The organism is Planococcus sp. YIM B11945 (genome assembly GCF_050864155.1).
Taxonomy (GTDB): Bacteria; Bacillota; Bacilli; order Bacillales_A; family Planococcaceae; genus Planococcus.
In genome coordinates this window covers 154,586-170,084 of the sequence record NZ_JBOZWR010000007.1, presented here as the reverse complement: position 1 = coordinate 170,084, position 15,499 = coordinate 154,586, and the positions used below count along the sequence as shown (strand labels likewise).

The following is a 15,499-nucleotide window of genomic DNA, read 5'->3' as shown; positions in this document are numbered from 1 at the left end:
ATCCCAGTTGAAACTATTCAATTTAATCAGTTCCTTTTTTTCGGTTGTACTGCTTTTTTTGGCAAGCGACATTACGCTTCGCTTTGGGGTTTACGGCGGACTTATTTTATGCGGTGCTTTTTTCACTGCTTCTCTTGTGCTGTATTTATTCAAAAACCAATTGTTCGATAAAAAGGACACTGCGACGAAGCGGCTTCTTATTTATGTTGCCCTTTTTTTCTATTTTCTTGAAACCGTTTTTTTAAGTTGTTGGGTCGTCTTATCCGTCTTGCCCTTTATCAATTTTGAATACAGTTCGATTGCCTCCACTTTGATGGTCCTTTTCTTTTTCTTCTTCTTGTCGTTGTCGGTGCTGATGAAAAAAACGTCGGAGCTGGCAATAAATTCGTTCACGTTTATCAATCTCTTAATCGTTTTTATGATGGCGATTTTTTTGTCGAATACGATTTATTTGCAAAAAGGGCTTGAGACCGTATACCACAACCTTCTTCATTATCATCCGTCTATGCTGCATGAAAGCAAAGAAGGGATGGCTGGCATGTATGTTATGCTGACGCTTCTGTTTTTCGTTCGGCAATACGTCATTTATTCGCTTCAAGCGCTGGGGAACAAAAAGTTTGTTTCGCATATGTTCCTCGTGAACTTTTGCGTCGGCTCGATCATGCTGGCATTTTCGACGATGGTCCTCGTGGCCGTAACAGAACGGGTCGAATCTACTCACCCCAATGTCTTAATCGTTTCCATGCTTCAAAAATTGATGAATCCGTACATCTTTTCGGTCGTTTGGACCATTTTTATCTTAGCTTCTTTGATTTCGATTTTGTTAACGTGGGTGTCCATCAAAAAGTATATCAGACCCGGTACCGTCGTCAGGCCGGATTTGTATGTATGGATCTTGGTGGCAGCTAGCGTTTGTGGGTTTCAGGTGTTCCATTTGGAAAATGCCTATTTGATTGATATCATTTTGTTTTTTTCGATATGGCTGATTCCGCCGTCCATCTTCCTGCTGACTTCAAGCTGGCATCAACTTTCTAAAATTCAACTAATCGCATCTTTGCCTGTTCTTTATGTTGCGAGTGGTGCGATGCTGTATTTCCACATTCCGATGCTTGTACAGCTATTGTCGGCGGCTGGTGGTGCACTTTTATTTTCCACGCTATCCCTTTTAGTTCCAGCAAAGAGCTTCGGAAAAGTTAAGTAGTCGAAATAGTGCAAAAATTTGAAGAGAGAGTGCAACATTCCCATTTTGAAGCTTCTATAATTATGAAAGTAAGAAGGGGGAATGAAAATGAAAAGTAGGTTTTTTAAACTCTTGGTGCTTATGATGATTGCCATGCTGTTCGCTGCTGCGTGTTCCCAGGATTCAGGGGGCACTTCGGAAACTGGAGAAGGAGAAGCAGGAGGCGGAACGCTCATCGTAGGGCTTGAAGCAGAACCAACATCATTTGATGCCCATCAGCTTTCCGACTATAACAGTTCTCGGGCAGCCATGGAATTATACGATCAACTTGTCCAATTTAAAGATGGAAGCACGGAGTTAGAGCCGGGCTTAGCAGAGAAATGGGAAATTTCCGAAGATGGAATGGAATACACTTTCTTTTTAAGAGAAGGCGTAAAGTTCCATGACGGAACCGATTTTAATGCAGAAGCCGTAAAATTCAGCATCGAACGGCAAATTGATCCTGAACACCCATTCCATGATACCGGTCAATTTGCGTATGCTGATTTTACGTTCGGCATGGTAGACAGCGTAGAAGTGCTGGAAGATTATCAAGTGAAAATTAAGTTGAAAGAGCCTTTTGCTCCGTTTTTGAGCAATATGGCCATGCATGCTGCGAGTATCGTCAGCCCTGCAGCAGTTGAAAAGTACGGCAAGGATTTCACGAAAAATCCAGTCGGTACGGGTCCTTTCAAATTTGTCAGCTGGTCACCGGGTGTAGAAGCCGTATTGGAAAGAAATGATGACTATTTTGGTGAAGTGCCGAAGCTGGAGAAAGTAATCATGAAGCCGATTGCGGAAGCCCAAACACGCCTTGCTGAGCTTGAAGCAGGCAATATTCACTTGATCGTCAACGTTCCACCCGATGATCTGGTGCGCCTGGAAGGCGACCCGAATGTACAGAAAATCGAACAAGCAGGGATGCATGTTTGGTGGACTGCGTTCAATACCCAAAAAGAACCGTTTAACGATGTGAAAGTTCGCCAAGCAGTCAACTATGCCGTCAATAAAGAGGAAATTATCGATGGTCTTTTGCAAGGTACAGGTGAATTGGCAAACAGCCCGATTCCGCCAAGCGTCTGGGGGCATAATGCCAATGTGAAAAACTATCCGCACGATCCGGAAAAAGCAAAACAATTGTTGGCCGAAGCCGGATACCCGGATGGCTTTGAAGTGGATTACTGGGTGCCCGAGTCCGGTTCAGGCATGCAGCAGCCGCAAGTCATGGCAGCCGCTATCCAAGCCGATTTGGAAAAAGTGGGCATCAAGTTAAACATCCAAACATTTGAATGGGGAACTTACTTGGATAAAGTGTTTGTGCCATTTGAAGAATCCGACATGGACATGCACCAAATGTCGTGGGTGGGCGATAACGGAGATCCGGATAACTTCCTTTACATTTTGCTAAGCGGCCAGCAAGTCCCGCCGAACGGATTTAACGATTCATACTACAACAACGAAGAAGTGAACCAATTATTGGCGGAAGCGAGAGTCACTTCCGACAAGGCAGAAAGAACCGAAATGTACGAAAGAGTGCAAGAAATCTTCATGGAAGAAGCACCGTGGCTAGTATTGGATTACGAAAAACAAATTGTGCTGGCTGCGCCTAACGTGAAAAACTTTGAGCTTCATCCAACTGGCGTCTTTAGATTCAGCAAAGTGGTTTTAGAATAGTTGAAAAAGAAGAGAGGTGATTCACCTCTTTTCTTTTTTTAAACAGAAATTCCAGAATCTATCTATTTGAAAACGAGGTGGTCAAATTGTTTTCTTATATTTTAAAACGGGCATTGGGGTTGATTCCTGTTTTGTTCGGAGTGACGCTGCTCGTTTTTTCGATTATGTATCTCTCGCCTGGCGATCCGGCCAAAATCATTTTAGGGCCGAAAGCCACCGCTGAATCGGTCGCGGCGCTCCGCAACGATTTGGGCTTGGATGAACCGTTTTTCAAGCAATACTTTACGTGGCTCGGGAATGCATTGACGGGAGATTGGGGACGGTCCATCCAGTTGAAAGTGGACGTCTTCCCGCTCGTGTTGAACCGGTTTGGCGCGACGCTGCTTTTGACGCTGACAGGAGCGGTATTCGCCATCGTGACGGGAATCGCGGTTGGAATCGTTTCGGCATATAAAAAATACAGCTTTATCGACCGCTCGCTGATGATTTTAATACTGGTCGGTTTTTGTTTGCCGGTATTTTGGCTGGGCATCCTGCTGCAAATCGTTTTCGGCTTGAACTTGAATGTGCTCCCGATATCCGGCATGTACTCGCCGGGCTCAAGCGGAATTGGCGACTTGAGCAGGCATTTGATTTTGCCTTCCATCGCCTTGTCGGCTGGAGTGGGTGCAGTCATAGCCCGCATGACGAGATCCAGCATGTTGGAAGTTTTTGAGAACGATTTTATTCGGACAGCCCGTTCAAAAGGGCTGAGCGAAAAACGAGTGGTTTTGCTGCATGCGCTGAGAAATGCGTTCATCCCAATCATTACGGTGATCGGCATGCAAATCGGCTTTTTGCTGGCGGGTGCGGTGCTGGTCGAGAAAGTATTTGCATGGCCAGGCATCGGGACACTTATGATCGATGGCATTTTAGCCCGCGATTTCCCGCTGGTGCAAGGGATTATCTTGTTTGTGGCCACTACCTACGTACTGATCAATTTGCTGGTGGACGTGTTGTATGCATTTTTAGATCCGCGGATTTCGTATAAGTAGAGGAGAGGATACTATGGTTAATGTCGAAAAAAACAATGGGGCTCCTGCTTCCTCTCTTATAACTGAAGAAAAGAAGTTTGCGGGGCCATGGAAAGTCGCACGGAAAAAACTGATACGCGATAAGACGGCAGTGTTTGGCGGCAGCGTATTGCTGATCATTTTTATTACCGTACTTCTTGCACCTATTTTGCCAATTCCGAATCCCGATGCAACAGATATAGGTTCACGGCTTCAACCGATGGGAACAGCCGGACATGCGCTCGGAACGGATGAACTTGGACGGGATTTGCTCAGCCGGCTCATTTGGGGAGGAAGAGCTTCAATCAGCATCGGAATTTTAGCAGTGATGATTGCTCTCGCATTTGGCATGGTGCTAGGATTGGTGGCCGGGTATTTTCAAAAATTTTATGACACGATCATTATGCGGTTTATCGACATTTTAATGGCATTTCCGTATATCCTGCTCGCCATTGCCATCATTGCTGCGCTTGGGCCAGGCCTTATCAATACGATGATTGCGATCAGTATCGTCGGCATTCCATATTACGCGCGGATTGTCAGGGGCAGCACGCTTCAATTTCGGGAGATGGAATTTGTTCTCGCCGAAAAAGCCATTGGAGCTAGCCATTTTCACATCATTACGCGGCATATCCTGCCGAACTGCATGCCGCCGATCATCGTAGCGGTCAGCTTGGATGTCGGCTGGATGATTTTGGCGGCATCCGGCATGAGTTTCTTAGGGCTAGGCGCACAGCCGCCATTAGCTGAATGGGGCGTTATGTTAAGCGAAGGGCAAAAGTATATCCGAATGGCTCCTCATCTTAGTTTGCTTCCGGGCATTTCGATTTTCGTTGTCGTGCTGTGCTGGAACTTGCTGGGGGATGCACTGCGCGATGCATTAGATCCAAAGATCAAATAACAAGGGGGATATGAAATGGCTCATGCAAATAAAACCAATCGTGCGATCAATACATTTTCAATTGTCGGCTTCGATCCAGAGACCGGGGAGCTCGGCATTGCCGTAGCTTCAAAATTTTTAAGTGTAGGAGCTGTGGTGCCGTATGCCAAAGCGGGTGTAGGGGCGATTGCGACCCAGTCTTGGGCCAACTTGGACTATGGAACAAAGGGGCTCGAACTGCTGGAAAGCGGGTTGAGCGCAGAAGAAGTGCTGACGAAAATCACTTCTGGAGATGAGAAAAAAGCCTATCGCCAAGTCGGGATAGTGGATGCAAAAGGCAATAGCGCCACCTTTACCGGAGAAGAAACCCATGCGTGGGCAGGAGGCAAAACGGGGCCAAACTTTGCCGTTCAAGGCAACATTTTGGTAGACGCTGAAACGGTTGAACAAATGGCTGAGGTCTTTCAGGCAACTAAGGGTTCTCCGCTGGCAGAACGATTGCTCGCAGCGTTAGCGGCAGGAGAAAAGGCAGGCGGCGACAGCAGAGGCAAGCAATCGGCTGCGCTTTTGGTCGTGAAAGAACAAGGCAGCTATGGCGGCTATAACGACAAGTATTTGGATTTGCGGATCGATGACCACGAAAACCCGGTCCAGGAATTAAAGCGGATCTTTAAGTTGCACCAGCTGTATTTCACGAAAACAAAGGAAGAAGACATTTTGTCCATCGAAGGGGACTTGCAGGATGAAGTAACAAAGATGCTTGTTGGTCTGGGCTACTTGGAAAATGGAACAGAAAACGAAGAAGCATTGTACGCAGCGTTGGAATCTTACCACTTGATCGAAAACTTCGACGAGCGGGTCTTGCCAAAAGGCAGCATCGACAAAGAAGTCGTGCGGTATATGGCCGCTGCGATTCACGAAAAGCAGGAATCTGTATGACAGCTCTTTTACAAGTGAAAAACTTAAAAGTTTCGTTCAGGAAGGAAAAGGAATATGCGGAAACGCTTCGGGGCATCACGTTCGATGTGAGAAAAGGCGAGATGCTTGGAATCGTCGGCGAATCGGGCTGCGGGAAAAGTGTGACGTCTCTTTCCATTATGGGCCTGTTGCCAAAAGGTATGAGCCAGATCGATCCTTCCAGCGAAATCATTTACCAGGACAAGCAAATTGCCGGGATTTCTGAAAGCGAGTTTCGAAAAATCCGCGGAAACGAAATCGCAATGATTTTCCAAGACCCAATGACTTCGTTGAATCCGGTTTTTACCGTCGGGTTTCAAATCATTGAAATGATCCGCGAGCACAATAAATGCAGCAAAAAAGAAGCGCATCTGAAAGGTGTGGAAATGCTGCAAAAAGTGGGCATTCCGCGGGCAAAACAAATCATGGACGAATACCCGCATCAGCTGTCAGGCGGCATGCGCCAGCGCGTCATGATTGCGATGGCAATGGCGTGCAATCCGACGCTGCTCATTGCCGATGAACCGACCACTGCGCTTGATGTCACGATACAAGCACAAATTTTGGACTTGATGAAAAAACTGCAAACCGATTTCGGGACATCGATTTTATTGATTACGCATGACTTGGGCGTCGTGTCTGAAGTATGCGACCGGGTCATCGTCATGTATGCGGGCATGGTTATTGAAGAAGCGGACGTCGATGAATTGTTTGATGATCCGAAACATCCTTATACGTTAGGGTTATTGCAGTCCATTCCGGATATCGAAAAAGATGTGACGCGTCTTGAAGCCATTCCGGGGATGGTGCCGCAAGCCGAAGAAAAGATCCCGGGGTGCCGATTTGCTCCGCGCTGCAAATTCGCCATGGACCATTGTTTTGTGAAAGTGCCTCCTACGGAATGGATCACAGAGACCCACTCGACCAATTGTTGGTTATACTCGGAAGAAACGGGGGAGCCTAATGGAAGAAATCTTGAAGGTTCAACAAATTAAAAAATACTTTCCGGTAAAAAAAGGATTTTTACGCGGCACCGTCGGCCATGTGAAAGCAGTGGATGGCATCAGTTTTAACTTGAAAAAAGGCGAAACGCTTGGAATTGTTGGAGAAAGCGGCTGCGGCAAATCGACGCTTGGCCGAACGATTCTTCAATTGACGGAAGCAACCGGGGGAAGCGTGATTTTTCAAGACAAAAACATATCAAACCTGTCGACAAAAGAAATGCACCCCATCCGCCGGGAAATCCAAATGATTTTCCAAGACCCGTATGCTTCGCTCAATTCGAGAAAAACGATTTTTGACATTGTGTCCGAACCGCTGAAAATACACAAACTTTATAATAAAGGAAGCAAGCAAGAAGTGCTGGATATGCTGGAGCGGGTCGGATTGAGTGCTAGTGTGGCCCATCGCTATCCGCATGAATTCAGCGGCGGGCAGCGGCAGCGGATCGGCATTGCTCGGGCGCTTATTTTAAAGCCAAAAATTGTCATAGCGGACGAACCGGTATCGGCACTTGACGTGTCCATTCAAGCGCAAGTGTTGAACTTGATGCAGGATTTGCAGGACAGCATGGGCTTGACGTATATTTTCATTGCCCATGACTTGAGCGTGGTCAAGCACATCAGCACCCGTGTGGCGGTTATGTACTTGGGCAAAATCGTTGAAATTTCGGACACCGATTCGCTGTATAAAAATCCGTTGCACCCTTACACGAAAGCGCTGTTGTCCGTTATTCCATCCCCGAGCAGACGGCACACGAGAAACCGCATCGTTTTGGAAGGGGATTTGCCAAGCCCGCAAAACCCTCCGACGGGCTGCGTGTTTCAGTCAAGATGCCCAAATCGCATGGACATTTGCGGAACGGTGCAGCCCGAGTTGCGGGAGTTGGAAGAAGGCCATTTTGCCGCTTGCTATTTGTACCACGACCAGCCGGAGTCAGCACCGCTAACTGCAGAATAAAACCGAACCCCGCTGCTGGATTAGGCAGCGGGGTTTTTACCTTTCTTTCGGAAGGTTTTTTTCAGTTCGCAGAGAATGATACAAGAAGAACCGATTAACTGAATGGAGGACAATCAATGAGCGAAGAACGAATGATTCCGTCTTATGACGGCACGAAGTTATTTACCCGTATAGAAAAAGCAGAAAATCAAAAAGCGGTAGCGGTGATTTCGCATGGCTTGGCCGAGCATTTGGGACGATATGATGCGATGGCTGAAACGCTTTTAAAACATGGCTTTACGGTGTATCGCTATGAACAGCGAGGGCATGCGCGTTCTGAAGGAGAGCGAACTTTTTTTAAGGATTTCAACGAAATGCCAGACGACTTGAAAACCATCATGGATTTGGCGAAAAAAGAAAATTCCGGCCAAGCAGTCTTTTTGATTGGCCATAGCATGGGCGGCTTCACGGCAGCCGCGTTCGGAACAAAATATCCCGGACAAGCCACGGGCATCGTTTTGTCCGGGGCACTGACCCGCTACAACAAAGAACTGTTCGGTCCGCTTCCGATGGAACTGCCAGCAGATACGTATCTGGATAACGAACTCGGAGAAGGCGTCTGCAGCGACCCGGCAGTCGTTAAAGCGTACGAGGAAGATCCGCTTGTGGAAAAGAAAATTTCAGTCGGCCTCATCAATGAGTTTGCACCCGGCATTGCGTGGCTGAAAGAAAAAGCCGAAGACTTTATTGATCCGGTGCTCGTGTTGCATGGCAATGAAGACGGGCTGGTCGCAGAAAAAGATTCCCGGGACTTTTACGGTGAAATCGGCTCAAAAGACAAGACGTTGAAAATCTATGCGTCGCTTATGCATGAAATCTTCAATGAGCCGGTTAAGTATAAAATCTATGATGAAGTGATTGGGTGGATTGACGAGCGGATTTAACAAAAGAAGAAACATTGAAATGCCCTAAACACAAGGTTCAGGGCATTTTTATGCAAATGAACAGGCAATGCTTATAGAAAGGCCGACAGCGCTCACAGAATTCTAGCCTCTAGTTTAAAAAAGAATTCCTTCACTTTTTAAAATAGTTTACCAAAACCGATACTTTCTATTTCATGGTTCGTCTATTCTTAATAAGAGGGGGTTGAAAATAATGGAAGAAGTGGAACAGATATACCTCGAAAACAGCGACCGGGTGTACCGCTATATTTATTTGGTGGTCCGGCATAAAGAAACGGCTGAGGATTTGACGCAAGAAGCGTTTTACAAAGCCTATAAAAACATACATACCTTTAATAACCAGTCATCGGTAGCAACGTGGCTTTTAAAGATTGCCCGAAACGTTACGTATGATCATTTAAGAAGAAAAAAAGTGGTCCAGTTTTTCGCGCTTAGCAGCGACAATGACCGGGACTTGAAAAATCCGTCCCCGGAAAAGTCGACCGAGAAAAAAGAAGACGCCGCTCGTTTGCATGAAGCGTTGAACCGCTTGAAAAAAGCTTACCGCGATGTGTTGATTCTCCGGAAAATCGACGAATGCTCGATCAAAGAAACGGCATACATCCTCGGATGGACAGAAGCGAAAGTGAAGACGATGATGGCGCGCGCTTTGGTTGTGCTAAAAAAAGAGCTGGATGAAAAGGATGGTGTGATGCATGGATCCATCAAAAGAACTTGACGAAATTTTCCGGAAAATGAAACAGGTTGGCCGAACAGATGAAGCGCGGAAAACGAGCTTCGTTAAGCTGCAGCATAAAATGAAACGGAAAAAGAATGTTCGGCTGGCCCCTGCATTTATTTCAGTAGCCATGCTGGCAATTGTTTTCATTTTTGCTTTTACGTTTTTCAACGGCGATTCCTTGTCGGAAAACGACGTGGCCAGCGGAACTTCCGGCATAGACAAAAACGAAGCAGTTATACGGGAAGTACTGGAAAAAGAATTCACAGGGCCAGACGAAGAATATATTCGTTTAATGCAACGGATGTTCCAGCAGCAAAAAGGGGACATGACCGAAGAAGAATACAATGCGTTTCAAAAATCATCAGTAGTTCAGGATTTTACTTCTTATGAAAAAGCGAAGTACGCGGGCTTTTTCACAGAAAACGGATTGGACAGATTCATCAACTCCGGCCTAGCGTTCATATTCAGTAGCGCTGAAGGCGATCACCAAATCAGTTTGGGGGAAGTAGAAATTACCCGAAACGAAAACAACCCAGCTCTTTATCAGTTCGCATTCACCGTCAACTTCGAAAGCGGCAGCGGAGAAAAAGAACAATTTGCATTAGAGGGTGATGCGATTGTTCCGGAAGAAGGGAAGATTGGAAAGTTCAATCTTTCGGCCGGTGTTGAGCAGTTGAGCGAAAAACTGTCGGGCAACAAACTAAACTAATTCCAAGGAGAAGGCGTTTTCGGTAACTTTAGCGGTTGCAGGAAACGTCTTTTGAACGTTTTAAGCTGTGTTTAGGAGTTCCAATACCGGGAAAATAAGCAAATACGCGTGTGTTAAAGAATTAAAACGAGGAGGAAAATCGATGGCAAACCGTTTGACGCATGAAGAGGCAGTTGAAAAAGTAAAAGATTTGATTAAAGGCATAGAAGTGGCCATGTTTACAACTCTTTCAGAAGGCAAAGCGGTCTCGCGGCCGATGCAAACGCAAGAAACGGAGTTTGACGGCGACCTTTGGTTTTTAACAATGAAAGATACAGCCAAATACAAAGAAATTCTGGCCAATCCGACAGTCAATGTGGCTTACGCCGGAAAATCATATGTATCGGTTAGCGGAACAGCGGAATTCAGCGAAGACTTGAATCGGAAAAAAGAATACTGGAACCCGATTCTTGGGAAAGTGTTGGAAACGACTTATGACGATCCGAATGTCGTTTTGATCAAAGTGTCAGTGGATTCCGCAGAATACTGGGAGTCGGGCAACACGCTCAAGACCATAGCCAAATTTGCGAAAAAACTTACTACGAGCGAAAAAATGGACAAAGACGATAAAGAATTAAATGATACGGTTGACTTTTCTAATTAAGGAACCAAAGAAAGCTCCGGGACAACACATGTTGTCTGGGAGCTTTCTTCATTTATTAAGCCTAAACTTTTCATGCCAGCTGCGCTTTTTTGTCTTGGGACTCGTGCAACTTCACCATAACGAATCGGGCAATCGGCTGAATTACAAGACTCTCAGCGATTAGGACAATCATAAAATTTCGTGGCCAATAGTGCAGCCAGTTGCTGAAGAGATTCGTGTGGAATCCGTTGCCGACGAGGTCGCCGATCAAGGTCATGGCAGCGGACATTCCAAGGACGGTAAACAATATACGGAACATGATTTTTGCATTAAAACTGTCTGTAGGCTTTGTGAATTTTGCTGTTAACGCTTCTGCCAGACGGCCAAAAACGGCAGGTTCGATGATCATGACGATGATCCACATAATCGGCGCCATTTTCAAAATGGAAAACGCAACCGATTCGTTAAATTCTCCGGCAAAATAGATGGTGCTGAAGGAGGTCATAAATAAAACCGTTAATGTGGCAACCGTAGCGCCGTACAACAAGCCTTCTTTTCCGTTTCGGGGCAATCGTTTTTCTTGATGCATGTTTTTCTTCCTTTCAAACTGCTTATACTCGACTTTCATAGACACGAAATAATTGAGCAAGCGCATTTTCTCAAACGCTTTTGGCAAATTAATATGGGATACGCTCGAACTAGATAGGTGCTTTTTTCAGTCTGTTTGTAACTATAACAAAGCCGTCTCTCGCGGTGTAAGTGTCCATTTTGTGTCTTTTTAATAGAGGCTGGACAAGTGTATTGTAAAATCCATATCAGAAAATTCACCATCGAAAAAGTAGTTTTCCACCTTTTTAAAAGGCTGAGGAGCTAGGCCAAATAGCTTTAACGGTTAAATTCCGTTTTAGAATGTGATAGGATGGTTAATTATATAAGATGGGCTTTGGCAAGTGGCTTGAACTTTGCTGCTCAATTATATAAAAAATAAGAGACCGAATAGGTTAGCGAGAGGTGGAATATGCAAAAAGCAACTCAAGTATTTTGGTATTCGTTAGTAATTTCATTGGTCGTCGTTTTATGGGGAGCCATTGCCCCAAAAAATTTAGAATCATTCACATCAAATGTGACCGCTCAGCTGACAATGAATTTCGGCTGGTTTTATTTGTTGCTAGTCATCGCCATTCTTCTTTTCTGTGTTTATATGATGTTTTCCCGCTTTGGCAATGTGAAACTGGGAAAGAAGGATGACGAGCCCGAATTCAGCAAAAGCTCTTGGTTTGCTATGCTATTTAGTGCTGGCATGGGAATGGGGCTAGTTTTTTGGACGACCGCTGAACCGGTATCCCACGCCTTTATCAGCAGTCCGCTGGCGGAAGTAGGATCGGATGAAGCGATAAACGATTCATTGAAGTATTCGTTTTTCCATTGGGGCGTACATGCATGGGCAATCTATGGAGTTGTCGGCTTGGTTCTTGCTTATTTCAAGTTTAACCGTGGGACGCCAGGCTTGATCAGTGCCACACTGACTCCGTTGTTCGGTGAAAAGCTGATGAAAGGGCCGCTTGGAACAGCAGTGGATGTGCTTGCTGTTTTTGCGACGGTGGTCGGAGTTGCGGCGACGCTCGGCTTTGGTTCGGCGCAGATTACCGGCGGGCTGTCTTTCCTGTTTGGTACACCAAATAACTTCACGGTTCAGCTCATTGTGCTGGCAATTTCAACAGCGTTGTTCATTTGGTCGGCTTGGTCTGGAATCGGTCGAGGCATCAAGTATTTGAGCAACATCAATATGGGATTGGCTGCTGTGTTGCTGATTTTATTGTTCATTACAGGGCCAACGCTTTTAATTGTGAATATGTTTACGAATACATTAGGAAGTTATGTTACCGACTTTTTCAAGATGAGTCTGCGGCTGGCTCCGCTCAATGAAGACAATCGGAGTTGGATTAACACGTGGACGATTTTCTACTGGGCTTGGTGGATTTCCTGGGCGCCATTTGTCGGTATTTTCATTGCCCGGATTTCCAAAGGACGGACCATCAAAGAGTTTATGTTCGGCGTCTTGCTGCTGCCGGCGCTCGTTTGTTTTATCTTTTTCTCAGTGTTTGGCGTTTCTGCCTTGCGCTTGGAGCAGCTGGGAATTTCAGCAATTTCCGATTTTTCGTTAGAGACGTCTACATTTGGTGTTCTTGCAGAATACCCGCTCGGCACATTCATGTCTATGCTGACAATTGTCGTCATTGCCATTTTCTTTATCACGTCAGCAGATTCGGCGACATTTGTGTTGGGGATGCTAAGCACGAATGGCCTGCTTAATCCGGCAAATTCTGTGAAAGTGACATGGGGATTAATTCAATCAGCAGTAGCGGCGGTTGTTGTTTATTTCGGCGGCACCCAAGGGCTGCAGAACATGCTGATCATTGCGGCGCTGCCCTTTGCAATCGTCATCATTTTGATGGGCATTTCTTTCTTAAAGGACATTCAAAAAACCGTACCTGTTCGACGGAAATAAAAATATAGCAAAAGCGCTGCCAACATCCTTCAAGGATGCTGGCGGCGTTTTTTATTTGATGGGTTTATTAAATGAAATTTGTAGCTTACAGTAAGAAGAAAGAAGAGTTGAAAGAGGATGAAACGATGAAAGTTTTTGCTTCTCACGATGAACAGATTACGATACTGGAAAACCGCGGTTTAACAATTTTGGACAAAGCGTCCGCGAAGCGGGTGTTGTCGCGCGAGAATTACTACGCGCTCATCGACGGCTATAAAGAGCCTTTTCTCGAACACGATGAGCGGGTAAATCCGTACGGCCTTGAACGCTACCAAAAAGGCGCCGAGTTCGGCCATGTGTATGCGCTTTACCGCTTTGACCGGGAATTGCGGATGCTCATGCTGAATGAGTTGTTAAAGTTTGAGAAAAATATCAAATCCAAAATCGCGTACCGCTTTTCCGAAAAGTTTAAAGGACAGGACAGCTTTTTGAATCCTGCCAATTACAGCGTAGATCCCGTGCATCACCATGAGCGAGACCGTATCATTTCGACGCTATTTAATCTTATCAAAAGCCATAAAAAGCGTGATCGGGTGAGGTACCCAGCCATTCGGGAGTTTTTCGACAAACACCGCAACGTACCGCTTTGGGTGCTTGTCAATTTCTTGTCGCTCGGCCAAATCACCAATTTCTATTCGGTTATTGACGAAGAGCTGCGTGAGCAAATTGCGCAAGATTTTGCGGAAGAGTTCAGCGAGGAATATTGGCCGGTCCGCTTACGGGCCGAAGAACTCGACGCTATTTTGCAAGTTGCGTTTCCATATCGCAACAAATCGGCGCACGAGGAAGTGCTGTACCGTTTTCGCTTGGAACACCCCGTCGAACTTGCGGGAGTGGAAACGCAAATGGAGCGGCCGAAAGGAAGTTTCAGCAAAGGCACGGTGTTTTCTATGGTGGGTTTGCTAAAGCTTTTGCTAGCTCGGGAAGAATACGACGTGTTTTGGAATGAACTCGAACGGCTGATGCGCGAGCTGGAACAATCCGTTTCGGGGAGGGCATATGGCAACGTGATGATGGAAACCGGGTTTCAGGATGAATGGCAATAAGAGGAGGGAAAGGCATGGTGTATATCGCATTGCTCCGAGGAATAAATGTCGGCGGAAACAATAAAATCAGCATGAAGACGCTGAAGGAAGTGTTTGAACAGGCCGGAATGATTCAAGTCAAAACATACATCAATTCAGGCAATATCATCTTTACAAGTTTCAACCACTCAAAAGAAGAACTGGTGGCCATACTTGAAACTGCCATTTTTGAGCATTTTGAACTTCAGATCAAGGTGCTGCTTGTCAGCGAAGGCGAATTTAGAACGATTGCCGCTGCGGTTCCTGAAAATTGGACGAACGGCGATCAAATGAAAAGCGACGTCTTGTTTTTATGGGAAGACGTGGATTCAGAATCCGTGCTGGACCGTTTAGTGGTCAAACCGGAAATCGATCACATCCTCTACGTACCTGGTGCGATTCTATGGGCAGTAGACAGAGACAAGGTGACGCGAAGCGGTATGATGAAGCTGGCCGGTTCGGAACTATACAAGCACATGACCGTCCGGAACGTGAATACAGTGCGGAAGCTTGTCCAATTAATAGAAAAGTAAACGAAAAAACGCCATCCTCGGTGAATCTGCCGAGGATGGCGTTTTTATTTAGATAAATCTTTTTAATCCTTTGTAAACCTCAACGATGTCGCGTTGTTTGATTCGGACCAATCCACTCGATGAAGGAGCGACGAATTCAACAATTCCCGGAATGACCGGCTCTTCCTGGAGACCCCACTGGATTTTTCGCTTTTTGCTGTATTCCTGATAGACGCCTTTGCCGACAAAGCAGATGGCTTTAGGGCGATACGTTTTGATTTTTTGCTGAAGCAAAGCAGCACCTTCTGCATATTCCATTTTGGAAATCTCAGCCGCTTCTTTGGTCGGCCTGGCTACGATATTCGTTAAGCCAAAGCCCAAAGCAAGCAGTTCGCTGTTTTCGTCCGGCCGGAACTTTCTTGGCGTGAGTCCCGCTTCAAATAAAATCTTCCAAAATCGGTTAGTTGGATTGGCGTAATGAAAACCGGTTTCCGATGAACGGATACTCGGATTAAAACCGACAAATAGAATTTTTAACCCTTCTTGCAAATGATCGGGTATTGGTTCAAGCTGCACAAAAAATTGCCTCCTTTATTTCAAAAAAAGTAGTTTCTTCATTATACCACCACGAATTTCCCCAA

The 15,499-nt window shown here is 45.8% G+C and carries 16 protein-coding genes; 14 read left to right on the top strand and 2 right to left on the bottom strand.

The window, feature by feature from the left end; all coding sequences use genetic code 11:
• The first annotated feature begins 7 nt into the window (after nucleotides 1-7).
• The 11 genes from ACRRQV_RS14360 to ACRRQV_RS14310 all read left to right on the top strand — a co-directional run bounded on the left by ACRRQV_RS14360 (nucleotide 8) and on the right by ACRRQV_RS14310 (nucleotide 10,755).
• The gene (locus tag ACRRQV_RS14360) at nucleotides 8-1,201 is read left to right on the top strand and encodes a hypothetical protein (RefSeq protein WP_432532053.1); all 1,194 of its coding nucleotides are present in this window, start codon (nucleotides 8-10) and stop codon (nucleotides 1,199-1,201) included.
• Nucleotides 1,202-1,288: 87 nt separating this feature from the next.
• Nucleotides 1,289-2,893 carry an ABC transporter substrate-binding protein gene (locus tag ACRRQV_RS14355; RefSeq protein WP_432532051.1) on the top strand — a complete coding sequence of 535 codons (1,605 nt, stop codon included), beginning with the start codon at nucleotides 1,289-1,291 and terminating at the stop codon, nucleotides 2,891-2,893.
• Between the two features lie 77 nt (nucleotides 2,894-2,970).
• The gene (locus tag ACRRQV_RS14350) at nucleotides 2,971-3,927 is read left to right on the top strand and encodes an ABC transporter permease (RefSeq protein WP_432532049.1); all 957 of its coding nucleotides are present in this window, start codon (nucleotides 2,971-2,973) and stop codon (nucleotides 3,925-3,927) included.
• A 13-nt stretch (nucleotides 3,928-3,940) separates the two neighbouring features.
• On the top strand, nucleotides 3,941-4,846 hold the full coding sequence (locus ACRRQV_RS14345) for an ABC transporter permease (protein ID WP_432532047.1): 906 nt from the start codon (nucleotides 3,941-3,943) through the stop codon (nucleotides 4,844-4,846).
• A 15-nt stretch (nucleotides 4,847-4,861) separates the two neighbouring features.
• Nucleotides 4,862-5,764, top strand: a complete 903-nt coding sequence (locus ACRRQV_RS14340) for a DUF1028 domain-containing protein (RefSeq protein ID WP_432532045.1) — start codon at nucleotides 4,862-4,864, stop codon at nucleotides 5,762-5,764.
• Complete coding sequence (locus ACRRQV_RS14335) at nucleotides 5,761-6,777, top strand: ABC transporter ATP-binding protein (RefSeq protein ID WP_432532043.1); 1,017 nt, start codon at nucleotides 5,761-5,763, stop codon at nucleotides 6,775-6,777. Before ACRRQV_RS14340 ends, ACRRQV_RS14335 begins: the two co-directional genes overlap by 4 nt.
• Complete coding sequence (locus ACRRQV_RS14330; protein ID WP_432532041.1) at nucleotides 6,746-7,741, top strand: ABC transporter ATP-binding protein; 996 nt, start codon at nucleotides 6,746-6,748, stop codon at nucleotides 7,739-7,741. Before ACRRQV_RS14335 ends, ACRRQV_RS14330 begins: the two co-directional genes overlap by 32 nt.
• Nucleotides 7,742-7,857: 116 nt before the next feature.
• Nucleotides 7,858-8,664: a lysophospholipase gene (locus ACRRQV_RS14325; protein ID WP_432532039.1), complete on the top strand. Its 807-nt coding sequence runs from the start codon at nucleotides 7,858-7,860 to the stop codon at nucleotides 8,662-8,664.
• Between the two features lie 211 nt (nucleotides 8,665-8,875).
• Nucleotides 8,876-9,400 carry an RNA polymerase sigma factor gene (locus ACRRQV_RS14320; protein WP_432532037.1) on the top strand — a complete coding sequence of 175 codons (525 nt, stop codon included), beginning with the start codon at nucleotides 8,876-8,878 and terminating at the stop codon, nucleotides 9,398-9,400.
• On the top strand, nucleotides 9,378-10,112 hold the full coding sequence (locus ACRRQV_RS14315; RefSeq protein ID WP_432532035.1) for a hypothetical protein: 735 nt from the start codon (nucleotides 9,378-9,380) through the stop codon (nucleotides 10,110-10,112). The genes ACRRQV_RS14320 and ACRRQV_RS14315 overlap by 23 nt, the downstream gene beginning before the upstream one ends.
• A 142-nt stretch (nucleotides 10,113-10,254) precedes the next feature.
• On the top strand, nucleotides 10,255-10,755 hold the full coding sequence (locus ACRRQV_RS14310) for a pyridoxamine 5'-phosphate oxidase family protein (RefSeq protein WP_432532033.1): 501 nt from the start codon (nucleotides 10,255-10,257) through the stop codon (nucleotides 10,753-10,755).
• Nucleotides 10,756-10,825: 70 nt separating this feature from the next.
• On the opposite strand, the gene ACRRQV_RS14305 is transcribed toward ACRRQV_RS14310, so the two are convergent.
• Complete coding sequence (locus tag ACRRQV_RS14305) at nucleotides 10,826-11,323, bottom strand: DUF2798 domain-containing protein (RefSeq protein ID WP_432532031.1); 498 nt, start codon at nucleotides 11,321-11,323, stop codon at nucleotides 10,826-10,828.
• Nucleotides 11,324-11,752: 429 nt separating this feature from the next.
• Between ACRRQV_RS14305 and ACRRQV_RS14300 the strand changes: the two genes are divergently transcribed.
• The 3 genes from ACRRQV_RS14300 (at nucleotide 11,753) to ACRRQV_RS14290 (ending at nucleotide 14,879) form a co-directional block, all read left to right on the top strand.
• A complete protein-coding gene (locus tag ACRRQV_RS14300; protein ID WP_432532029.1) occupies nucleotides 11,753-13,243 on the top strand; it encodes a BCCT family transporter in 1,491 nt (496 codons plus the stop codon).
• Between the two features lie 71 nt (nucleotides 13,244-13,314).
• Complete coding sequence (locus ACRRQV_RS14295; RefSeq protein ID WP_432532027.1) at nucleotides 13,315-14,328, top strand: Abi family protein; 1,014 nt, start codon at nucleotides 13,315-13,317, stop codon at nucleotides 14,326-14,328.
• A gap of 14 nt (nucleotides 14,329-14,342) precedes the next feature.
• A complete protein-coding gene (locus ACRRQV_RS14290) occupies nucleotides 14,343-14,879 on the top strand; it encodes a DUF1697 domain-containing protein (protein WP_432532025.1) in 537 nt (178 codons plus the stop codon).
• 48 nt (nucleotides 14,880-14,927) lie between these two features.
• Here the strand turns inward: ACRRQV_RS14290 and mug are convergent, their stop codons facing one another.
• Nucleotides 14,928-15,434, bottom strand: a complete 507-nt coding sequence (gene mug / locus ACRRQV_RS14285) for a G/U mismatch-specific DNA glycosylase (protein WP_432532023.1) — start codon at nucleotides 15,432-15,434, stop codon at nucleotides 14,928-14,930.
• Nucleotides 15,435-15,499: the final 65 nt, after the last annotated feature.